The following is a 21,410-nucleotide window of genomic DNA, read 5'->3' on the forward strand; positions in this document are numbered from 1 at the left end:
TAGGGCCGACGTGGTGCTGGTGGTGTGGTGCGATCGTGGTGTCAGGGGTGGGTCGGCGGGCTCTCGCGGTCGGTCGCGGCTTCGCTCTCCGCCGCGATCGGCGCGCCCATCGAGTCGGCGAGGCGGCGGAGCATCCGCTGGCCGACCCGCAGATCGTCGGCGGCCTCGGCCGCTGACGACGCACTGCCCGGAACCCCCGGATGCCCCGCGACGAGCGCCGCGAACGACCGCAGCTCGTGCTCGAACGCCTCCTCCTGCATCCACTCGGTCTCGGACCGGCGGCTGCCGAGCGGTTCGACCCGCTCGGCGACGGTCAGCACGGTGGGCGCGTTGAGCACGTACGGCACGGCGAAGCGCAGCGACACCGTGCCGGTCGCGTGGTGGAAGGTGACGGTCTCGCGGTACTCGGGATAGTCGGGGATGAAGTGCCAGTCGATCGACCACGGCACCTCGGCGTACGCGGCGAGGCGGCCGCCGAGCGACAGCGAGCCGGGGAATCCGCCCCACTGCTGCGCGCGCTCGACCGTGCCGATGCCGCCGACGAGGCGGCGCAGCAGCGCGATGTCGTGGATGACCGAACCCAGCACGACGTTCGTGTACAGCCTGGGCAGGGGGTCGGGTGCCGCGCCGATCGCGCGCTCGACGATGGCGGCGGTGCGGTCGGCGAGCTCGGATGCCACGTCGCCGGGGATGTCCGTCGGCGGCGGCGCCAGGCGCGCGAACGCGAGCTGCGCGCCGTCGGCCGGGTGCAGCACCTCCACGGTGACCGCGCGCAGCTCGACGCCGGCGAGCAGGTCGGCGGCCGCGCGGGTCGCCGGGTCGTACTCCTTCATGTAGCCGACGCGCAGCTCGGCGGCGAGGTCGGCTCCGCGACGGGCGGCGGATGCCTCGAGCTCCTCGATCTCGCCGAGCGAGAAGGCGAGCGGCTTCTCGGCGAGCACGCGGATGCCCGCATCGAGCAGCCGGCCCACATCGCCCGCGTGCGAGCCCGAGGTCGCCAGCACCGCGCCGTCGACCCGCACGTCGCCGGCGTCCCGGGCCGCGAGGAGCGCGTCGAGCGACGAGAACCCCTGCACCCCCACGCCCGCTTCGCGGGCGAACTCGGCCGCGCGCGCCGCCGAGAGGTCGACCACCGCCGTGAGCTCGACCAGGTCGCGATTGCGGCGGATGAGCGGCAGGTGCACGCTCTGGCTGATGCCGCCGAGCCCGATGACGGCGATCGCGACCCGCGGTGCCCCGGTCTGCGACGTTCCGCTCATGCGAACCACCGACGCAGGCGCTCGCGGTTGTCGATCTGGTCCTGGCGGGCGCGGTCGACGTCGGCCGCATCCTGCAGGATGACGTCCTGCTCGACCACGAGCCATCCGTCGAACCCCGACGCGACGATCTCGTCGACGATCCGGTCGACCGCGAGATCGCCGTCGCCGAGGCGCACGAACATGCGCTGCTCCCACACCTCGTGCAGCGGGTCGGCGGAGCCGGCCGCACGTGCGAGCACCGACCGGTCGGCGTCCTTCAGGTGCACGTGGTTGATGCGCGACCGCCACCGGCCGAAGTCGGCCACCGGGTCGCCGCCGCCGATGAGCAGGTGCCCGGTGTCGAAGGTCAGGTCGACGTCGGTATCGGCGAGGAAGCGCTCGATCTCGTGCGGGGTCTCGACGTAGGTGCACGCGTGGTGGTGGAACGTGGGCTCCAGGCCCGCGGCGCGCACGCGCGCCGCCACGACGCCGACGCGATCGGCGAAACGCCGCCACGCGGCATCCGACAGCTCGAGATCCGCGCCGCCGCCCGGCCGCGCGTTGCGCTCGGCCGAACCCGAGTCGGCGATCGTGGGCTTCGGCGCGCGCTCGGGATCGGCTTCGGCCGCGGCGCGGAAGATCGCGAGCGCCGCGTCGAGCCCCTCGAGGGATGCCTCGAACGCGGCATCGTCACCGGCACCGAACGGCAAGTCGACCCATCCCCCGGCCAGCCCGAGCCGGTGCGCCCCGAGGTTCGCCGCGATCGAGTCGGCGTCGCCCAGCAGGCCGATCGGCCCGAGATCGATGCCCTCGTAGCCGGCCTCGGCGACCCATGCGGCGAGCTGCTCGCCATCGGGCAGCGGCACGAGGTCGGGCCGGGACAGACCGAAGACGCCATAGCTGACGGGCGCATTCGCAAGTCGGATCACGGAGGTCCTCTCGACGGGTCGGCCCGCTACCCTGCGAGCCCGCGTGTCACGTTACTAGGTTCTGACATATTTACAACCGCACATGCGAACTTCGAGCCCGGCGCCGCCGCCCCGCCGCCGCCTCGACGCCGCCTCGACGCCGCCTGTTCATCGTTTGGACGCGATTCGGCGCGGCATCCGACCGATGGCAGCCGAATCGCGTCCGATCGCCGGAGTAATCGCGTCGGATCGCCGGAGTACCCGCGTCGGACCCGTCCGCGGACGACCGCGGCGATCAGCCCCAGTAGTTGGCGAACGGGTTCTCGAGCTCTTCGCGCCGCTCCTCGGCGCGCCGCACCGCGAGGTCGAGGTCGTCGGCGAGCTCGCGCATCCGCTGCGGGCGGGCGAGTTCGTACTCGGCATCGATCGGGATATCGGGCCACTCGCGATCGAGTCGCTGCTCGATGACTTCGCCGATCTGCTCCCACGCCGCGTCGCGCGCCCGGACGGCGAGGTCGCGCAGATACTCGGGATCCTCGCGCTTCGTCCAGAGCGCCTTGGCGACCGCCGCGTACACCTTCTCGCGGCGGCGCAGGTTCATGGTGTCGCCGCGGTGGTAGTCGTGCTGGTGCTTGCCCACTCCGTCGCGGCTCGCGGCGGCATCGCGTTCGGCCGCGGAATGCTCGGCGGTCTCGTCGGCCTCGTGCACGAGCTCGCGCAGCACCTCGCGTGCCGCCGCGACCGCGCGGTCGTCGTTCCAGGGTTCGTCGCCGCGCAGCGCCTGCACGATGAACCGGTTCGTGAGGGCCATGCGACCCGATGCTTCGGCGAGCAGCACACCCTCCTCGATCATGTCCTCGATCGGCGAGGGCACGACCTCGGGCAGCGCGTTGCGATCGAACGGCTTGAATCGCTTACCGCGCCTGCGCGCGAACCACCAGGGCATGCGCACCTCCGAATTCCACCCGCTCCGAGCCTACGGCCCGACCCGCCCGCTCGCGAGGTCGCGGGCACTCGTCGTGCGCCCGCCTCCGCCGCGCCACTTCGGCCCCCTCCGCGCCATCCGGGCTGGCGCAGACCCCGCCGAACTGGGGCAGTGACCGAGCAACGCACGAGAGCGTCGCACGCGCTCACGCGGCGGATGCGCCGCCCGGGCAGTGCAGCTGGGTACGCGGCGCCGACCGATCGATGACGTGGTCGGCCATCGCTTGGCCGCAGATCGGGCAGGTGGGCGGCGCGGGCGGTTCGGATGCCTCGTCGTACGGGCCGAGCGGCGGCGGCCCGATCCACGGCAGGAGCCTGGCGTTCAACCGGTCGATGAAGCCGGCGTAGCCGCGGCGCGGGGCGGGACCGGATGCATGGTGAGACCGTCGTGGCATTTGATTAGTGTACTAACGATTAGTTCACACGCGATACTGAAGGCATGGCATCCGAGGCATCCGCGCAGCCCGAGGCATCCGCGCCCGAAGCATCCGATCCTGTCGACCTGCTCGCCCTCGAGAACCAGGTGTGCTTCGCGCTCGCCGTCGCATCCCGCGGAGTGATCGGCCTCTACCGCCCGATCCTCGAGCCGCTCGGCCTCACCCACCCGCAATACCTCGTGATGCTCGCGCTCTGGCAGCGCAGCCCCCGCACCGTGCGCGACCTCGGCGAGGCGCTGCAGCTCGAACCGGCCACCCTCTCGCCACTGCTGAAGCGCCTCGAGACGCAGGGGTACGTCACGCGCACCCGCAGCCCGCGCGACGAGCGCGCACTCGACGTGGCGCTCACCGACTCGGGTCGCGCCCTGCGCGAGCAGGCGCTGCGGATCCCGCCGCAAGTCGTCGACCGGCTCGGCATGAGTCTCGACGAACTCGGCGCGCTGCGCGACCGGCTCACCGACGTGATCGCGGCGGTGCAGCGGGCGGGCTGAGCGCCCGCGCTCTCGCGGCCCCGCGTCTCCCCGTGCGGCAACCCCACCGCTCTGCGCCACCTTGTCGCTCTCTGCGCCACCTTGTCGCTCTCTGCGCCAGCGGGAGTGGAGCGGGCCTCGGCGAAGCGGCGCAGCAGAGAGTAGGCGACGCCAGGGTGGCGCAGACGACGCGCAAGCGGCGCAGCGCGCGCCTCGACCCGGCGGCGCCCCTCATGCCCCCGGGTCGAACCCCGCAACGCTCCCATCCGGAGACGGATGCTTCGCCACCAGGCTGCAGTCGAGCCCGCCGTACCCCTCGGCGATGAGCTCGCGGAACTGGCCGAGCGCGGTCGCCGCGGCGGGCAGATCGAGCCCGGATGCCTCGCCCGCCGCCAGCGCGAACGAGAGGTCCTTCTCGGCGAGCGCCGTCGAGAACGTCGCGGCGTAGTTGCGGTTCGCGGGGCTCGAGTCGACGACGCCGGGCGCGGGGTACCAGGTGCGCAACGGCCACGACTCCCCCGACGACACCGATGCCACGTCGAAGAACCGGCGCGCGTCGAGCCCGAGCGAGGCGGCGAGCGCCGCACCCTCGGCGACGCCGAGCAGCGACACGAACAGCATCAGGTTGTTCGCGAGCTTCGCCGCGATCCCCAGCGTCGGCCCGCCGAGGTCGAACACGTGCCCCGCCATGGGTTCGACGAGCGGGCGGGCGGCGGCGACCGCGGCGGGGTCGCCGCCGAGCATGAAGGTCAGCGAGGCGGATGCCGCTCCGCCCACGCCGCCCGAGATCGGCGCGTCCACGAACGCGAAGCCGCGCGCGGCCGACTCGTCGTGGCACCACCGCGAGGTCTCGACGTCGACGGTCGAGGTGTCCAGCAGCAGCGCGGTCACCGGAGCCGACGCCCAGATGCCGCCCGCGCCGGCGTAAACCTCCCGCACGTGCTCGTTGCGCGGCAGCGAGGTGAACACGGCATCGGCATCGGCGACCGCGTCGTCGATGCTGTCGACGACGACGACGCCGTTCGCCTCGGCGAGATCGTTGGCGACGGGGTCGAGGTCGAACCCGCGCACCTCGTGTCCCGCCTCGACGAGGTGGGCCGACATCGGCCCGCCCATGTGCCCCAATCCGATCCATCCGATGGTCGCCATCGTCGCCTCCTCGCGCCGGTGGCTCCACGCTACGCCGCACCCGAGTGCGGCGACACGCCCCGTGCGGCGAACGGTGCCAGACTCGGGGCGGGGGGCGGCATGACGATCGAAACGACCAAGGCGGATGCTCCGAGCGAAAGCCTGATCACGGTGCTCGTCGCGTTCGGGGCGAACGCACTCATCGCGATCGCCAAGACCATCGCCGCGGTGCTCACCGGGTCGGCGTCCATGGTCGCCGAGACCGCGCATTCGTGGGCCGACACCGGCAACGAAGTGTTCCTCTACGTCGCCGAGCGGCGGTCGAAGCGGCGCGCCGACACCATGCACCCGTTCGGCTACGGCAAGGAGGCGTACGTCTGGTCGATGTTCGCTGCGTTCGGGCTGTTCACCGTCGGCGCGGTCGTGTCGGTCTGGCACGGCTTCTCGGAACTCGCCGACCCCGAACCGGCCGGCGACTTCGGCATCGCGTACGCCGTGCTCGGGATCTCGGCATTGCTCGAGGGCATCTCGTTCCTGCGCTCGGTGCGGCAGGCGCGCCGCGACGCGCGCGAGCGCCACACCGACACCCTGCGGCACATCGTGGATAGCTCGAACCCGACCCTGCGTGCCGTGTTCTTCGAAGACGCCGCCGCCCTCATCGGCCTCGCCCTCGCGTTCAGCGGCATCCTGCTGCACCAGCTCACGGGGTCGGCCGTGTTCGACGCGATCGGCTCCATCCTCGTCGGCGTGCTGCTCGGCGTCGTCGCGATCCTGCTCATCGGGCGCAACCGCGACTTCCTCGTCGGCGTGATGATCGACCCGCGCGCTCGCGATGCGGTGCTGCGCGAGGTGCTCGCCGATCCGCGGATCGACCGAGTGACGAAGCTGCACATCGAGTTCATCGGTCCGTCGTCGGTGCTCGTGATCGCGGCGATCGACCTCGCCGGCGACCACGCCGAGCATGATGTCGCCGCCGTGCTGCATGACCTCGAGGTGGGTATCCTCGCGCACGATCGGGTCGGCGCGGTGGTGCTCACGCTGTCGGCGCCCGATGACCCGGCACTCGTGCCCGAGCCGTAGACGAGCACCCGAAGCCCCGCGCTCTTTTCAGGAGCACCCCCCGCGATCGCGACGCTTCTCAGGAGATTCGGGCGGGTTTCGTCGATCGGCGCGCAGAAACACCTGAAAAAAGAACGGAGGGAGGGGAAGGGAAGGGAAGGGAAGGGAAACGAGGGCGCAGCTACAGCAGCAGGTCTCCGGGCTCGCGCACGCGCTTCCACCCGGCCGCAGCGACGGTGCGAGGCATCCGGTCGGCTTCGATGAGCGCGGGCATCACGAGCCCTGCGAGTGCCGCGATGTCGGCGACCGGCACCTGGAACGTGCGGAACGGCCCGAGGTCGGGTGCGTCGGATGCTCCGGATGCCTCGGCCCTGGCACCGCGCTCGACGTCGACGAGCGGGGTCTGGTCGACCACGAACCCGGCGGTCGCGAGTGTCTCGTCGCGCACCCACGCGACCACCTTCCAGAACCGCAACGGCACCCGGATGCCGCGGTACGGCGGGTCGTCGGGGTCGAGGAACGGCGCCGTGAACACCGAGAGCCGCAGGTTGTTGACGTCGGCGAAGGCGAGCACGTGGTCTTCGAGCCCGAGCCACAGTTCGGCCGACTGGTTGAAGCCCGACGCCTGCGGTGCCGCGTTCGGGTAGTGGAACGTGTCGGCGTTCGCCCGCGCCGCGACCTGCGGCGGACCCCAGACCGGGTCGCGACGACGCACGAGATGGCCCCGGTCGAGGTCGTTGCGCGCGTAGATCTCGGGCCCGGCCTGCCAGTCGGCGGGGATGCGGCCGTCGAGCCGCCAGTCGTCACCGCGCGCGAGGTCGACGAGCGCCGCGCCGTCGACGTTGACGCCCGTCACGCGCGCGAGCCGCCGCACCGGATCGAGCACGACCGTGAAGTGCAGATAGTCGAGCTCGACGGTCGAGGGCGACCCCGATGCATCCGTCTCGATGTGCGGCATCGCCGCCTGCACCCCGAGGAACCGCGCGTCGAATCCCATGCCCCGATTCGACCATGCGCCCCCGACATCTCGGCACTCCCCATCCGGGTCTCAGGAGATCAGCCGACCTGCCCCGCGCCCTCGCCCCTGCACCGCCGCCCTCGCCCCATGCGCGGCCCTCGCGCGCCCGAGAAAACAGGATGAGACGAGCCATCCATGCCCTGGAGAGCGGATCACGCAGCTCATCCTGTTTTCTCCGGCCAAGCCGGGCGAGCCGGACGAGAAAACCGGGCGAGCCGGGCGGCCGCGACAGGGCGTCACCGAGAAAACAGGATGAGACGAGCCATCCATGCCCTGGAGAGCGGATCACGCAGCTCATCCTGTTTTCTCCGGCCAAGCCGGGCGAGCCGGGCGAGCCGGGCGAGCCGGGCGGCGCCAAGCCGAGCCGAGCCGAGCCAAGCCGGTCGAGTCGAACCGAGTCGAGTCGCAGCGTCGGCCCGGCGCCACCCACCGCACCGCCCTCAGCGCAGCTCGCGCAACCGTGCCGCGACCCCGCCGCGGCTCGTGCGACGCTCGGCGCCGGCGGCGATCGCGAGCAGCACGGCGCCAGCGCTCGCCAGCGTGATCCACCAGGGCATCGCGCCGACGGTGCGGTCGAGCTGTGCGCCGAACACCACGATGTTCTCGAGCGGCAGCACCGCGAGCCCGAGCACGAACGGCGCCGCGAGCCGACGCGACGACCCCACGAGGATCGCGACCAGCGCGAGCGCGATCACCATGATCGGTCGGTACAGCTGCGGGTCGGTGCCGGTGGCGAGCACCGACGGCAGCAGTGTGAGCACGATGCCGGGCGCGAGCAGCGGCCAGGATCCGCTGAACCCGAGCGGCCACGAGTTCAGCGAGGCACGTACGCCAGACGACCCCGGCCCGGCAGACAACCCCGGCCCGACAGACACCCCCGGCCCGACAGACAACCCCGGCCCAGCAGGCAACCCCGGCCGATCGGATGCCCCGCCCGCTGCCCGCAGCCCGATCACGCCCGCGGCGACCACCGCCAACCCGAGCGGCAGCGAGAACGCCTCGACGCGCAGGTCGCGCGCGCTCCATCCGGCGACGCCGACCACCCACGCGAGCGCGTACGTGAACCAGAACGGCGGCAGCACCGGTCGCACGGTACGGGCGTGCGCGACGGCCGCCGCAGCGAGCACGAGCAGCACGACCATCAGCGCCCAGAGGGTCCAGATCGCGAACCACTCGCGACGGATCGCGGTGATCGGCCCCACGGCGAGCATCAGCAGGGCGGGTGCGTACAGCCAGCGGGTGAGGGCGAGGGGATGCTCCGCCGGCACGCCGGCGCGCAGTGCCCGCGCGGCGAGCGTGGCGAGGGCGGCGGCCGCGACCGAGAGCACCAGTACGGGCGCCATGATGGATGCCTCGGCCGACGCCGCGGCGAACCATCCGGGTGGCGCGTCGATGCCGAGCCCCCAGCGCACCGCCTGCAGCGCACCGGCCGACGCGGCCGCGCCGCCGCCGACGAGCAACGGGATGCGCAGCAGACCGAACCGCCGGCTCGGCGTGAGGCGCGCGCCGATCGCGACGAGCGCGGACGAGACCCCGAGCAGCGCCCACGTGCGCCACGCGACCGCCGGCCCGCCGCCGGCGAAATCCGAGCCGCCCGCACCGCCCGGCACGACGTTCGACGCTCCGAACGCGAGCGCCACGACCGACGGCACCAGCGCGACCGCGATCGCCCACGCGAACAGTGTCCGGCCGCGCCCGGTGCGCGCCACGAGCACCGCCGCGACGGTCGCCGCACCAACGGCGGGGGGCAGCGTGAACGGCTCGACCGCGTCGACCCCGAGCATGGCCCAGACCGTCCAGAGCGCGCCGGTCCAGCAGGCGGCGGCGACCCACCAGCCGGCGCGTCGGCCCGCGAACACCTGTGCCGACGCGGCGCCGAACCCGAGGATGACGAGCACGGCGACGGCGGTGCCGAGTCCGGCCGCTTCGCGCACGTACGCGAGCAGCACGGCGATCGCGCCGGTCGCGCATGCTGCGACGTCGAACCAGGTGCGCAGGTCGGCGGCCTCGGTCTGTGCGGGGCCGCGCGCCGCGACGAATCGCTCGCCGGCCGCCGACGTCGACAGTGCGACCGCGACGATCGCCGCGACCACCGGCAGCACCACGGGCGACCCGCTCGATTCGAGCAGTTGGGCGCCGAGACTGACGACGACCACCGCGAGCGCGGGCACCAGCAGACCCGCTGCCGCTCCGCGCGCCACGCGGTGCAGGCCTGGCCGCCGGGTGAGCACGAGGGCGAGGGCCAGCAGGAACGTGAGGCCGGTCGAGAGTGCGGTCCATCCGCTGCGCTCGACGAGCACCGAGGCGACGCCGATGAGGAACGGCACCGCGGTGACCGCGAGCACCGCGGTCCAGGCGCCGACGCCGACCCGTGGCAGCAGCGTGACGACGAGCGCGACGAACGACGCCGCGGTGGCGGTGAGGCTGATCACCGGCAGGGTGCCGAGGCCGGCGTGTTCGAGGGCGGTCGCGAGCAGCACGAGGCCGTATGCGTACGCGGCGGCGAGGTGCAGCGGGCGGATGCCCCGCGGCAGCGCTTGCGCGACGACGAGCGCCGTCGCGGCGAGTGCGACCCCGACCGGCACGACCGTCGCCGGGTCGGCCCAGCTCAGCATGCCCGCCTCGACGAGCGCGGTGTGCGCGAGCACGGCGAGCGGCACCCGCATCGTGCCGAGCGTCGCGGACTCGGCAGCGCCGCGCCGCAGCCAGACGACCGTGCCGGTCGAGGCGAGCGCCACGGCGAGGCCGACGACCGCCTGACCCCACGGCACGAACCCGGTCCATCCGATCAGCAGCGTCGCTGCGGCGACCGCGAGCCATCCGGCGGTCGCGAGCGCACCGCGGGCGAAGGCGGCGGATGCCTCGCCGGCGCGCTGCACCGCGAGCCCGAGCGCCGCGACTCCGAGCGAGACGGCCGTGACGCCGAGCAGCATCGCGAGGCCGGCGTCGGCGGGCAGGCCGAGCACGCCGTCGGATGCGGATCGGGTCGCGAGCGCGCTGCGGGTCGGCGCCGGGCCGGTTCCGGTGATGAGCGCGGCCAGGGCAGAGCCCAGCGTCGTCACCAGTCCTTGCAGCGCAGGCGCGATGCTCATCAGCGCAACGGTCAGCGCTCCCCACTGCACCGACCGCACCCGAAGCGCGCCGCCGGCGGCGAGCCATCCGGTCGGTGCGGTCGCACCTGAATCCGACGACGCCACCGCCGCCGCCGTGCCGAACACCCACCCGCTCAGTGCGACCACGACCGCGGCCGCCGCAGGCACGATCGCGAGGAACCACACCGGCTCCACCGGCAACGCGAGCACCGCGAGCACCGCCGCGACCGAGAGGAGGGCGGCCGCCGACCAACTCCAGAACCGGATCGCCCCGCGCGCTCCAGACACTCCGGCGAGCACGGCGAGGCCTGCGACGAGCGCCGCACCGCCGAGTGCGGCCGCCTGGGCATCGCTCGTCGACGCGATCGCGATGAGCGGGGCGACGAGCACCGTGGCCATGGCCTGGATCACGTCGAGCGTGATGCGCGCTCCGCGCAGCGGGCTCTCGAATCGCCGCACGGCTCGCCGCAGCGTGCGCCGCGCCGCGACCGCCGCTGCGGCGGTGCCCGCGAACCCGATCGCCCACGCCCACACCGGCCCGGTCGACCAGCCCGCCGCACGGTCGAGCACGTCGGCCGCGGCGAACCCCAGCATGGCGGGCACGACGGCGAACCCGACGAGCCCCGACCACCACCACACCCGCAGCCGAAGCGCCCAGCCGAGACCGAGCAGGGCGGCCGCGCCGACCGCCGTGCCCCCGGCCGCGAACCACCAGCCGCTCGTACCGTCGGGCGCTGCCTCGACGAGCGCCTGCACGTCGAGCACGAGGAATACTGCCGCGAGTGCCCCGAGCGCCTCGGCCGAGAACCGCGCTCCGCGCCGGTCGAGCAACCACGCGCCGAGGCCGAACAGCACGGTGACGGAGGCGATCACGGTGGTGCGCACCGCGAACCCGAGGTCGGGCGTGAGAAACGCGAACACGATCGCCGCGGTGGCCACGAGTGCGGCGCCCGCGACGGCGAGCACCGACGAGATGCTCACCGGCGTGTCCCCGACCGGGCGCGCAACCATGTGCGCGACAGCAGGCGCGACAGCAGGCGCGACAGCAGGCGCAAGGCGCGGCGCGACATCGGGCGCCGCGACGGCGACCGACCCCGCCGCGGCCGGTTCGACCCGGTCGGTGCGCTCCGCGACATCCGCCGTCTCGATCGTCGCCAGCCTGCCGATCGCGAGGTCGCGCTCGCGCAGAGCGTCGGCCGCAGCGACCGACGCACGCCAGACCGCCGCGCCCGCATCGCTCCCGAGGTCGGCGCCGCATCGTGAGCAGGCCTTCGCGGTGAGGGCCGCGTCGCAGCGGGGGCAGGTGGTGGTCGAAAGCAGGTACCGGGTTGCGAGGTCACTCCAGGTGGTCGCCATCCTCGAAGGCTAGGAGCGATCGGATGCCCCGTCGTCATCCTGGCGAGTGATCGCTGTCGCCGCACAGAATGAGCCGCGCAGAATGGGGGCCGCACCAGCGCTGCGCCCACGGATGCCCCGCTGTCAACGCCTCGACGCCCGCGGCCCCGTGACCGACGATCGATTCGTACGACACACCGCACGGAGGGAACGATCATGGGCGACGCACCGATCGAGGAGGGGTCCGACGAGGCCACCCGCGAGGAGCAGCTTCGGGGGATCCTCGCCCAGGTGCAGGAGGATGTGCGGATGGGCCATGCCCACGACGCCGACGCCCTGCTGCGCCAGCGACTCGACGAGGCCGGCCTGAGCGCGACCGACGACGAGATCCGGTCGTATCTTGGGGAGTGAGCGCCGCGGGATCCGCCAACATGGAGGCATGAGCACGAAGCGCATCCTCTTCCTCGGCGGCACCGGGGTCATCAGTTCGGCGTGCGTCGCGCGGGCGGTCCAGGCCGGGTACGACGTCACGGTCCTGAATCGCGGCGGTTCGTCGGCGAAGCGTCCGCTGCCCGAGGGTGTGCGCGAGCTCACCGCCGATCTGCGGGATGCGGCGTCGGTCGACGCGGCGCTGCGTCGGTCGGGGTCGGGCTCGGGTTCGGATGCCTCGGGCCGCGAGTTCGACGTCGTGTGCCAGTTCTTCGCATTCACGCCCGACCACGTGCAGGCCGACCTCGACCGGTTCGACGGCCGGGTCGGGCAGTACGTGTTCATCTCGTCGGCATCGGCGTACCAGAAGCCGCCGGCCCGCCTGCCGATCACCGAGTCGACACCGCTGCGCAACCCGTTCTGGCAGTACTCGCGCGACAAGATCGCCTGCGAGGACGTGCTGGTCGGCGCCTACCGCGAGCGCGGATTCCCGGCGACGATCGTGCGGCCGTCGCACACCTACGACCGCACGCTCATCCCCACGACCGGCGGGTGGACCGACCTCGCGCGCCTGCGCGCCGGCAAGCCGGTCGTCGTGCACGGCGACGGCACCAGCCTCTGGACGCTCACGCACGCGCGCGACTTCGCGGTCGCGTTCGAAGGGCTACTGGGCAACCCGGCCGCGATCGGCGAGGCGTTCACCATCACGGGCGACCACACGCCGACGTGGAACCAGATCTACGGATGGCTCGCCGACGCGCTCGGCGTCGAGGCCGACCTCGTGCACGTGGCATCCGAGACGATCTCCGCGGTCAGGCCCGAGTGGGGGCCGGGGCTCGTCGGCGACAAGGCGCACTCGGTGGTGTTCGACACCGCGAAGGTGCGGGCGCTGGTGCCGGCCTTCGAGACCACCGTCACCTTCGACGAGGGTGCGCGCGAGATCGTCGAGTGGTACGAGCAGCACCCGTCCGAGCAGATCGTCGACCCGGCCGCTGATGCCGCCTTCGACCGCCTCGTCGAGTTCGCCCGCCGCGCATAGCCCCGTCGAAAACAGGATGAGGCGGGTCATCCCCGCCGTGGAAGCAGGATGACGCAGCTCATCCTGTTTTCCCTGCGCGGCCGAGCCGCCCAACGCCGGATGCCTCCGCACTACAGCGAGACCTCCGCACTACAGCGCGACCTCCGCACTACAGCGCGACCTCCGCGTTGTCGCGGAACAAGCCCGCCGGGTCGACCTCGGCCTTGATGGCCCGAAGCCGTTCGAGCGTTGCCCCCGGGTACGCGCGCGCCGCGGCATCCGACCCGCGCCGCGTGTCGAAGCTCACGTACGCGCCCGACGAATGCGGTTCGATGAGCTCGGCCCAGCGCTCGTCGGTGCGGCTCGCCGTCGTGCCCATGGCCGCCACCGAGAACTCGGCGTCGCGGTGCGCGAACGCGGTTGCGTCGGCGGGCACGTCGTGCACGGCTCCGCCCATCGCCCGCAGCTGGAAGAAGTACGTCGCCCCCGAGTCGAGGAACGCCTCGGCGTCGCGCGCGAACTCGGGCGTGATGCGTCCGATCACGGCGGTGCGGGCGAGCGGCTCGCCCTCGGCCGAGTGCGTCTCGTCGCTCGCGTTCGAGATGACCGCGCGGTAGGTCGTGAGCTGCACCTGCTGCCCCACCAGGGGCGCTGCGGCCGCCAGCGGCTGCAGCCGCTCGATCACGGTGTCGGGGTCGGGCGAGTCGACCATCGCCATCACCTGCGCGTAGCGCGGCTGGCCCGGGCGCGAGCCGCCGATGAGCAGGAAGCTCGTGACATCCCGCGGGGAGTCGACGATCCAGTCGCCCCAGGCCTGCAGGAACGCGGCCGTGTCGGAGGCGTCGAACACGAGCTGCGCGAACCCGACCTCGCCCACCTCGTCGACCTCGAACTCGAGCGCGGTCGCCACGCCGATCGCGGCGCCGCCGCCGCGCACGGCCCAGAACAGGTCGGGATGCTCCGTCGTCGACGTGCGAACGATCGAACCGTCGGCGAGCACCAACTCGACCGCGCGCAGGTGGTCGATGGTCAGCCCGTGCTCGCGCACGAGCCAGCCGATGCCGCCGGCGGTCGCGAGCCCGCCGACGCCCACCCCGCCGTAATCGCCCGAGCTCAACGCCCAGCCGTGCGGCTCGAGGAACGCGGCGACGTCCTTCCAGCGCGCACCGGGTTCGATGCGCACCAGCCGGGATGCTTCGTCGAGCACCGTCATCTCGCGCATGCGCGACACGTCGATGATGATGCCGCCGTCGTTCGTCGAGCGTCCGCTGATGCCGTGCCCGGCGCTGCGGACTCCGAGCGGGATGCCGACGGCGGCGTGCTCGCGCGCGAACCCGACCGCGTCGGCCACCTCGGCCGCGGTCGACGGCTGCAGCACGAGCCCGGGAGCGCCGCCGCGCATGTAGGTCGAGCGCACGCGCGCGTACGCCGCGTCGCCGGGTTCGATGGCGGATGCCGCGAGCGAGGCCGGCACGGCGTCGTAGTCGATGCCGTCGCGGCGCTTCGCGAGCTGGGCGGTCGAGCGGATGCGTGCGCCGCCGCCGCCGACGTCGCCGGCCGTGCCGGAGGCATCCGGAGTCGAGCCGAGCTCGCGCGCGACGGCCTCGCGCAGCCCGGGCGCGACCTCCTCGATGAAGCGCTGCATGGTGCCGGGGTCATCGCTCGCGAGGATGAAGGTGTCGGCGCCGTCGTCGATGACGTAGGGCAGCAGCTGCTCGACCCACTGCTCGGCCGGTCCGTCGAGGAACCCGCCGCCGGCCGGCGAGAACCGGCCGCCGATGTTCAGCAGCCGGCGGATCTCGGCGGGGTTGCGGCCCGCCTTCACCGCTGCCTCGTCGATGCGGGCCGCGCTCTCGGCGTACTCCCCCGGCTGCAGGTACGCGAGCGACGGCAGCCACCCGTCGCCGAGCCGGCCGATGAGGCGGAGCATCCGGGGCTTCAGGCCCCCGATCCAGATCGGGATATCGTGCGCCGGAGCCGGCCCGCGCTTCGCGCCGGCGACCGAGTAGTACTCGCCCTCGACGCCGAAGTACGAGCGATCGGACGCGTCCCACGTGCCGCGGATGATCTCGATCGCCTCGGCGAGCGCCTCGATGCCCTGGCCGGGCGTGCGCTTCGGGCCGCCGATCGCGCCGATCGCGTCCTGGAACCCGCCCGAGCCGAGGGCGAGCTCGAACCGCCCGCCGCTGAGCAGATCGAGGCTCGCCGACGCGCGCGCGAGCACCGCGGGCTGACGCTGCAGCGGCAGGTTCAGCACGTTGCCCGCGAGGTGGATGCGCTCGGTCTGCGCGGCGACCCAGGTCAGCAGCGTCCACGTGTCGTGGAAGCGCGGCTGGTACGGGTGGTCCTGGAAGGTGACGAGGTCGAACCCGACCTGCTCGGCGAACTGCGCGAGGCGCACGGGCGTCTCGGGCGGGTCGTTCGAGGGCGTGATGAAGGTGCCGAACTGCAGAGGGCGGCCGTAGTGCATGGTGCTCCGTTCTGTGCGCTTCCATGATGCGGCGGATGCCTCGACTGCCGCATTCAGCTGGTAAGCTGCTAACCGAAAGTTAGCGAGGTGTCGTGATGGCGTATTCCCGTTCGGCGCAGTTGCGCGAGCTCGGCCACATCGACGATGAGATGTGCCGCAGCTTCACGCACGCGGTCGAGTTCGCCGGCCGCAAGTGGAACGCGGCCATCCTGCTGGCTGGAGTGCGCGGCGCCCGGCGGTTCTCGGAGTACCGCGAGACCGTCCACGGCATCTCGGATCGCGTGCTCGCCGCGCGCCTGCGCGAACTCGAGTCGGGCGGGCTCATCGAACGGCACGTGCGCCCGACCACACCCGTGACGATCAGCTACACGCCGAGCGCCGACGGCCTGCGGCTCATGGAGCTGCTGCAGCCGCTCACCGAGTGGACCTTGGCGCGCGGGCGGTAGCGCCACCGCCGCTCCTCGACCAGCGGGCGGGCTAGCCCGCGAGATGCGCGGCGAGCCAGGCGGCCTGGCGCTGCCAGTGCACGCCCTGGCCGCCCTCGTGATCGTTGAAGGCGTAGTCGACGATGTCGGCGTCACCGCCGGCCCACGCGTTGCGCGCCGCGTACACCGTCGAGGGCGGGCAGGTGGCGTCCATGAGGGCGTCCGAGAACAGGGCGGGCGCACTCGCGCGCTTGGCGAAGTTCACGCCGTCGAAGTACGAGAGGGTGCGGAACACCTGCTCCGCGGCATCCCGATGCACCGAGAGATATCGCACGATCTCCTGGTAGGGGTCGCGGTCGGTGAGCCCGACCGCCCGCTCGAAGTTGCAGAGGAACGGCACGTCGGGCATCGCCGCGACCAAGCCCTCGCTCAGACCGGCGGCCGCGATCGCGATGCCGCCGCCCTGGCTTGCGCCCGTCACCGCCACCCGGTCGGCGTCGACCGGGTCGAGCGAGCGCACCGCGTCGACGGCGAGCACCGCGTCGGTGAACACGCGTCGGTAGTAGTACTCGGCCGGATCGTGAACGCCCCGGGTCATGAAGCCCGGCGCCGACGGCGCGGTGCCGTGCGGATCGGGGGTGGCGCCGCCCGTGCCCCAGCCGCTGCCCTGCCCGCGGGTGTCCATCACGAAGTGGACGTAGCCGGCCACCGCCCATCCCAGCCGCTCGTGCGGCAGCCCTCGCCCGCCGCCGTAGCCGACGAACTCGACCACGGCCGGCAGCGGCACCGAGGCATCCGTCGCGCCCGCCGGAGCGACCAACCACCCGCGCACCGGGTCGCCCGCGAAGCCGCTGAACTCGACGTCGAAGACGTCGACGAGCCTGAGCGGCGAGGCGACGCGCTCGAGACGCGGGGGCCGCGCGACGGCGCGCGATTCGGCGAGCGTCGCACTCCAGAACGCGTCGAAGTCGACGGGCTCGGCGATGTCGGGGCGGTACGCACGCAGCTCGTCGAGGGGCAGATCGAAGCGGGGCATGCGGTCCTCTCGGGGGTGGGGAACAGGTCGGGCGGCGTCGAAGGGGCGGGGTCAGGATGCCTCGGGCCCGCGCCCGGGCGGCGCGGGCGGCGCGAGCAGCCGTTCGAGGAGTTCGAGCGACGGTGTCGGGTCGATGGCGGGGTCGAGCAGCCACTGGGTCTGCAGGCCGTCGGAGGCGGCGATCACGAGCGAGGCCACGGCGACGGGCTCGAGGTCGGCGCGCACGCGGCCGGCGGCCTGGTCGCGACGGATGCGCTCGATGAGGTCGACCCGGATGTTCGCGAACCGGTCGGCGGCGAACCGGCGAGCCTCGGGATGCCCGGCCTCGAGACCGTTCGCGACGAGCGTCGTGTAGAGCTGCACGAGGCCGGGCACGCGCTGGTTGCGTCGGGCGGCGTGGGTCATGACGCCGACCACCGAGGTCTCGTCGTCGTCGGGGTCTTCGACGGCCTCGCGCTCGGCTGCGGCCACGTAGACGGCGACGAGCAGTTCCTCGCGCGAGTCGAAGTAGTGCCGCAGCGCCGCGTGCGATACCCCGATCGCCTCGCCGATCGCGCGCAGCGAGGTGCCCCGCGCTCCGCGCTCGGCGAACACCTCGATCGCCCGGTCGAGGATCTCCTGTCGACGCGCGACGCCCTTGCGGTACGAGCCGCGCGCCGGAGTGGACGAGCCGGGCGTCGGCTCGGGTTTCGCGGCGTCGTCCATGCCGTCGAATCTACCCTGGACGAAAAAACCTCCACACGGAGGTTTTCTCTGCTACGTTCGGGTCATGACCACACCGACGACGACGTCCATCCAGCTCTTCACCCTTCGCGACCAGCTCGACCGGTCGCTCGACGACACTCTCGCGGGCGTCGCGGGCGCCGGCTTCACCGCTGTCGAGCCGTACGATTTCGTGCGGCGCGCCGCCGAGTTCGCGGCCGCGTTCGAGCGGCACGGGCTGCGAGCGCCGACCGGGCACGCGTTCCTCGCCTCCCCCTCGTTCATCGGCCCCGACGGCAGCCCCACCGACGACGCGACCCCGACCAACGACGAGGTGTTCGAGGCGGCGACCACGCTCGGCATGCAGATCGTGTTCGACCCCTACACCGACCCCGAGCGCTGGAGCACCCGCGCCGACATCGAGGTGACCGCCGAGCGACTGAACGCCGCGGCGGCCGCGGCCGCCGCCCACGGCCTGCGCGTCGGGTACCACAACCACGCCCACGAGCTCGACCGCGAGGTCGCCGGCGCCGACGGCCGGCTCGGGCTCGAGGTGCTCGCCGACGCGCTCGACCCGGCCGTGCTGCTCGAGGTCGACCTGTACTGGGCGGCGCGCGCCGGCACCGACGTGCCCGCACTCGTTCATCGGCTCGGCGACCGGGTCGCGGCCGTGCACGTGAAGGACGGCTCGCTCGCCCCGGCGCTCACCGCCGAGTACCCGCCGGCCGACCAGGTGCCCGCCGGCGAGGGCAACGTGCCGCTGCGCGCCGCGATCGCCGCCGCCACCGCGCTCGAGTACACCGTGGTCGAGTTCGATGCGTACCACGGGGGCGACCTCTACGCCGCGGTTGCCGCGAGCCGAGGGTTCCTCGACGCCCGGGCGGCGGCCTGATGGGCGCGCCCGTCGGCGTCGGCGTGATCGGCGCCGGCAACATCAGCGACACCTACCTCGAGCACCTCACGAGCTTCCCGGATGTCACGGTGCACGTCGTGGGCGATCTCGACGTCGACCGCGCTCGCGCGCAGGCCGACGCCTACGGGGTGCGCGCCGCGGGCGACGGCGACGCCGTGCTCGCGCACCCCGATGTCGAACTGGTGGTGAACCTCACCGTTCCGGCGGTGCACGCCGAGATCTCGACCGCCGCGGTCGAGGCCGGCAAGCACGTCTGGAGCGAGAAGCCGATCGGCGTCGACCGGGCCGGCGCCGCCGCACTGCTCGAACGGGCGGCGGCGCGGGGCGTGCGCGTCGGCGTCGCACCCGACACCGTGCTCGGCCCGGGCGTGCAGTCGGCGCGCCGCGCCATCGCACGCGGCGACATCGGCCGGCCGCTCTTCGCGCAGACCACGTTCCAGTGGCAGGGGCCAGAGTTGTTCCACCCGAACCCCGGGTTCCTGTACGCGCGCGGGGCGGGTCCGCTGCTCGACATGGGGCCGTACTACGTGTCGACGCTCGTGCACGTGTTCGGCCCCGTGGCATCCGTCGTCGCCGTCGGCCAGCGGGCCTTCGATACGCGGACCGTCCGCGTCGGGCCGTTCGCCGGGCAGGAGTTCCCCGTCGAGATCACCTCGACCGTGCACGTGCTCACCGAGTTCGAGCAGGGCGGGCAGGCGCAGAGCCTGTACAGCACCGATTCGGCGTTGCGCCGGCAGGGCGTCGTCGAGATCACGGGCACCGAGGGCACCATCGTGATCCCCGATCCCAACGGGTTCTCTGGGCGCATCGCGCTGGTGCGGCCGCTCTCGTCCGACGACGAGGAGCAGGTGTGGGTCGACGTCGAGCAGGAGGGTGTGGTCGTCGGCCGCGGGCTCGGCGCGCTCGACCTCGCCCGCGCGGTGCGCGAGGACCGACCGCACCTCGCGACCGGGGAGCTCGGCTACCACGTGCTCGACACGCTGCTCTCGATCGAGGAATCGGTCGAGCGGGGCGGGTTCGTCGAGGTGGCGAGCACGGTCGGGGTGGTGGGCGCGATGCCTGCCGACTTCGACCCGTACGCGCGCACCGTGTGAGTCTCCCCGGTCGTTCTGCCACGCCCGCTGCGCCGCGGTGGGTCATCTGACGAAACGGGGAGTCGTACCCCTTCCGTCGACTGCGGACCCTCCGCCATCATGGGCGCGGCCCCGAGCGGCCGATCCCGACCACCCGCTCTCTCTCCATGGAGGAACCCGATCATGACCTACTCCCCCGCTCCGACGACCGCCACCGCCGACGCGCCGCTGTCGGCGCCGCTCTACGGTGCGACCTTCGGCCAGGCGATCAAGCGCTTCTTCGCGAAGTACGCGACGTTCTCGGGCCGCGCGAGCCGCAGCGAGTACTGGTGGTGGGCCCTCGCCAACGCGATCATCGTCGCCGTGCTCTATGTGCTCGTGATCGTCGCCGGCGTCGCGGGGGCGACCGTCGACCCGTCGACCGGGCTCGCCGCGCCCGGCCCGCTGTTCGTCGTCGCGTACGCGCTGCTGGCCCTCTGGGGTCTCGCCATCATCGTGCCGAGCCTCGCGATCACGTGGCGTCGCCTGCACGACACCAACCGCTCGGGGGCGTTCTACTTCCTGAGCTTCATCCCGATCGTCGGCGGCATCATCCTGCTGGTGTTCACGCTGCTCGACTCCGACCCCGCGGGTGCGCGCTTCGACCGCTGACGCCCCGGTCGACCACGCCGCTGCGCCACTTCGGCGGCCGCTGCGCCCCTTCAGCGGGCGCGGACGACGCCGAAGTGGCGCAGCGGCGGGTCAGTGCCAGGTGTGGTCGACGAACGGCATGCGCGCGCCGCGCCGCGGGCGGCGGGGCAGACCGGATGCTCCGAGCAGCCGCACCACGCGATACCGGTGTCCGCGCCACGGCTCGAGGACCTCGAGCATCTCGTCGTCGGTGAGGTCGCGACCGACGAGGGCGTGACCGACCTGATTCGACAGGTGGTAGTCGCCGATCGAGAGCGCATCGGCGTCGCCGAACGCGCGCTGCGCGACCTCGGCCGCGGTCCATTCCCCGACCCCCGGGAAGTGCGTGAGCCGCGCCACGGCGTCGGCCCGCGACATCCGCGCCGCCTCGTCGATGCGCTCGGCGAACCGGGCCGCCGTCGCGACCGTCTGCGCCCGCCGCGGATCGACGCCCGCCCGATGCCACTCCCAGACCGGCACAACCGCCCAGGTCGCGGGCGGCGGCGGCACGCGCATCGGGCGCGCCGTCGGACCGGGAGCGACCTCGCCGAACCGCAGCAGCAGGCGGCGCCACGACTCGTGCGCCTGCAGCGTGATGACCTTCTGCTCGAGCACGGCCGGCACGAGCGCCTCGAATACGAGTGTCGTACGCGGAATGCGCAGGCCCGGGTTGCGCCGGTGGGCGTCGCGCAGCGCGTCGAGGATGGGATCGAAGTCGCTCGTGTCGTCGGCGTCACCCATGAGCTCGGGGGCCTGCGCGACCGCCCACCCGGCGCCAGGGCCCCACGCCTCGGCGCGGATCGTGCCGCCGCTCGCCTGCACGAGTCGCACGGTCGCCACGCCCTCGGGCGTGCGGGTCGCGCGCCACACCGCGCCGTCGCGGTCGAGATGGAACGACGGGTCGCCTGGCCCGCGCCGCAGGCTGCCGATCGTGCGGTGCAGATCGGTCGGATGCCGCGGCTGCCAGTCGAGGCGTTGGTCGGCGATCACCCGTCCAGTCTGACCC

The 21,410-nt window shown here is 73.0% G+C and carries 19 protein-coding genes; 8 read left to right on the forward strand and 11 right to left on the reverse strand.

Translation table 11 applies throughout. From position 1 onward, the window contains the following. Positions 1 to 41: 41 nt before the first annotated feature. The 4 genes from FLP10_RS08195 to FLP10_RS08210 form a co-directional block, all read right to left on the reverse strand. Positions 42 to 1,259 carry a Gfo/Idh/MocA family protein gene (locus FLP10_RS08195; protein ID WP_168209138.1) on the reverse strand — a complete coding sequence of 406 codons (1,218 nt, stop codon included), beginning with the start codon at positions 1,257 to 1,259 and terminating at the stop codon, positions 42 to 44. Beyond that, complete coding sequence (locus FLP10_RS08200) at positions 1,256 to 2,167, reverse strand: TIM barrel protein (RefSeq protein ID WP_149160425.1); 912 nt, start codon at positions 2,165 to 2,167, stop codon at positions 1,256 to 1,258. Before FLP10_RS08200 ends, FLP10_RS08195 begins: the two co-directional genes overlap by 4 nt. Before the next feature lie 274 nt (positions 2,168 to 2,441). Next, positions 2,442 to 3,092: a hypothetical protein gene (locus FLP10_RS08205; RefSeq protein WP_149160426.1), complete on the reverse strand. Its 651-nt coding sequence runs from the start codon at positions 3,090 to 3,092 to the stop codon at positions 2,442 to 2,444. A 184-nt stretch (positions 3,093 to 3,276) separates the two neighbouring features. Continuing rightward, complete coding sequence (locus FLP10_RS08210; protein WP_149160427.1) at positions 3,277 to 3,525, reverse strand: hypothetical protein; 249 nt, start codon at positions 3,523 to 3,525, stop codon at positions 3,277 to 3,279. A gap of 44 nt (positions 3,526 to 3,569) precedes the next feature. Between FLP10_RS08210 and FLP10_RS08215 the strand changes: the two genes are divergently transcribed. Next, positions 3,570 to 4,058 (forward strand): MarR family winged helix-turn-helix transcriptional regulator, encoded by a 489-nt coding sequence (locus FLP10_RS08215; RefSeq protein WP_149160428.1) that lies wholly within the window; start codon positions 3,570 to 3,572, stop codon positions 4,056 to 4,058. Between the two features lie 210 nt (positions 4,059 to 4,268). On the opposite strand, the gene FLP10_RS08220 is transcribed toward FLP10_RS08215, so the two are convergent. Continuing rightward, positions 4,269 to 5,186: an NAD(P)-dependent oxidoreductase gene (locus FLP10_RS08220; protein ID WP_149160429.1), complete on the reverse strand. Its 918-nt coding sequence runs from the start codon at positions 5,184 to 5,186 to the stop codon at positions 4,269 to 4,271. Between the two features lie 99 nt (positions 5,187 to 5,285). Here FLP10_RS08220 and FLP10_RS08225 point away from each other — a divergent pair, with 99 nt between their 5' ends. Further along, positions 5,286 to 6,245 (forward strand): cation diffusion facilitator family transporter, encoded by a 960-nt coding sequence (locus tag FLP10_RS08225; protein WP_149160430.1) that lies wholly within the window; start codon positions 5,286 to 5,288, stop codon positions 6,243 to 6,245. A gap of 160 nt (positions 6,246 to 6,405) precedes the next feature. On the opposite strand, the gene FLP10_RS08230 is transcribed toward FLP10_RS08225, so the two are convergent. Next, positions 6,406 to 7,221, reverse strand: coding sequence for a DNA/RNA non-specific endonuclease (locus FLP10_RS08230; RefSeq protein WP_149160431.1), 816 nt, complete (start codon positions 7,219 to 7,221; stop codon positions 6,406 to 6,408). Positions 7,222 to 7,682: 461 nt separating this feature from the next. Further along, positions 7,683 to 11,690 (reverse strand): SCO7613 C-terminal domain-containing membrane protein, encoded by a 4,008-nt coding sequence (locus FLP10_RS08235; RefSeq protein WP_149160432.1) that lies wholly within the window; start codon positions 11,688 to 11,690, stop codon positions 7,683 to 7,685. Positions 11,691 to 11,885: 195 nt separating this feature from the next. Here FLP10_RS08235 and FLP10_RS08240 point away from each other — a divergent pair, with 195 nt between their 5' ends. Together FLP10_RS08240 and FLP10_RS08245 are read left to right on the forward strand one after the other, a co-directional pair. Then, positions 11,886 to 12,080 (forward strand): hypothetical protein, encoded by a 195-nt coding sequence (locus tag FLP10_RS08240; RefSeq protein WP_149160433.1) that lies wholly within the window; start codon positions 11,886 to 11,888, stop codon positions 12,078 to 12,080. 28 nt (positions 12,081 to 12,108) lie between these two features. After that, complete coding sequence (locus tag FLP10_RS08245; RefSeq protein ID WP_149160434.1) at positions 12,109 to 13,137, forward strand: SDR family oxidoreductase; 1,029 nt, start codon at positions 12,109 to 12,111, stop codon at positions 13,135 to 13,137. A 148-nt stretch (positions 13,138 to 13,285) separates the two neighbouring features. Here FLP10_RS08245 and FLP10_RS08250 read toward each other — a convergent pair whose 3' ends face one another. Continuing rightward, the gene (locus FLP10_RS08250; RefSeq protein ID WP_149160435.1) at positions 13,286 to 15,586 is read right to left on the reverse strand and encodes an LLM class flavin-dependent oxidoreductase; all 2,301 of its coding nucleotides are present in this window, start codon (positions 15,584 to 15,586) and stop codon (positions 13,286 to 13,288) included. Between the two features lie 95 nt (positions 15,587 to 15,681). Between FLP10_RS08250 and FLP10_RS08255 the strand changes: the two genes are divergently transcribed. Continuing rightward, the gene (locus FLP10_RS08255; protein ID WP_149160436.1) at positions 15,682 to 16,032 is read left to right on the forward strand and encodes a winged helix-turn-helix transcriptional regulator; all 351 of its coding nucleotides are present in this window, start codon (positions 15,682 to 15,684) and stop codon (positions 16,030 to 16,032) included. Between the two features lie 31 nt (positions 16,033 to 16,063). Here the strand turns inward: FLP10_RS08255 and FLP10_RS08260 are convergent, their stop codons facing one another. After that, positions 16,064 to 17,047: an acetylxylan esterase gene (locus FLP10_RS08260; RefSeq protein WP_149160437.1), complete on the reverse strand. Its 984-nt coding sequence runs from the start codon at positions 17,045 to 17,047 to the stop codon at positions 16,064 to 16,066. Positions 17,048 to 17,098: 51 nt separating this feature from the next. Further along, positions 17,099 to 17,752 (reverse strand): TetR/AcrR family transcriptional regulator, encoded by a 654-nt coding sequence (locus FLP10_RS08265; RefSeq protein WP_149160438.1) that lies wholly within the window; start codon positions 17,750 to 17,752, stop codon positions 17,099 to 17,101. Between the two features lie 64 nt (positions 17,753 to 17,816). On the opposite strand from FLP10_RS08265, the gene FLP10_RS08270 reads away from it, so the two are divergent. The 3 genes from FLP10_RS08270 (at position 17,817) to FLP10_RS08280 (ending at position 20,386) form a co-directional block, all read left to right on the forward strand. Beyond that, on the forward strand, positions 17,817 to 18,641 hold the full coding sequence (locus FLP10_RS08270) for a sugar phosphate isomerase/epimerase family protein (RefSeq protein ID WP_149160439.1): 825 nt from the start codon (positions 17,817 to 17,819) through the stop codon (positions 18,639 to 18,641). Further along, positions 18,641 to 19,756 (forward strand): Gfo/Idh/MocA family protein, encoded by a 1,116-nt coding sequence (locus FLP10_RS08275; protein ID WP_149160440.1) that lies wholly within the window; start codon positions 18,641 to 18,643, stop codon positions 19,754 to 19,756. Before FLP10_RS08270 ends, FLP10_RS08275 begins: the two co-directional genes overlap by 1 nt. Positions 19,757 to 19,918: 162 nt before the next feature. Continuing rightward, positions 19,919 to 20,386: a DUF805 domain-containing protein gene (locus tag FLP10_RS08280; RefSeq protein WP_149160441.1), complete on the forward strand. Its 468-nt coding sequence runs from the start codon at positions 19,919 to 19,921 to the stop codon at positions 20,384 to 20,386. A 90-nt stretch (positions 20,387 to 20,476) separates the two neighbouring features. Here the strand turns inward: FLP10_RS08280 and FLP10_RS08285 are convergent, their stop codons facing one another. After that, positions 20,477 to 21,394, reverse strand: coding sequence for a DNA-3-methyladenine glycosylase family protein (locus FLP10_RS08285; RefSeq protein WP_210418506.1), 918 nt, complete (start codon positions 21,392 to 21,394; stop codon positions 20,477 to 20,479). Positions 21,395 to 21,410: the final 16 nt, after the last annotated feature.

It is taken from the genome of Agromyces intestinalis, from assembly GCF_008365295.1.
GTDB classification, from domain to species: domain Bacteria; phylum Actinomycetota; class Actinomycetes; order Actinomycetales; family Microbacteriaceae; genus Agromyces; species Agromyces intestinalis.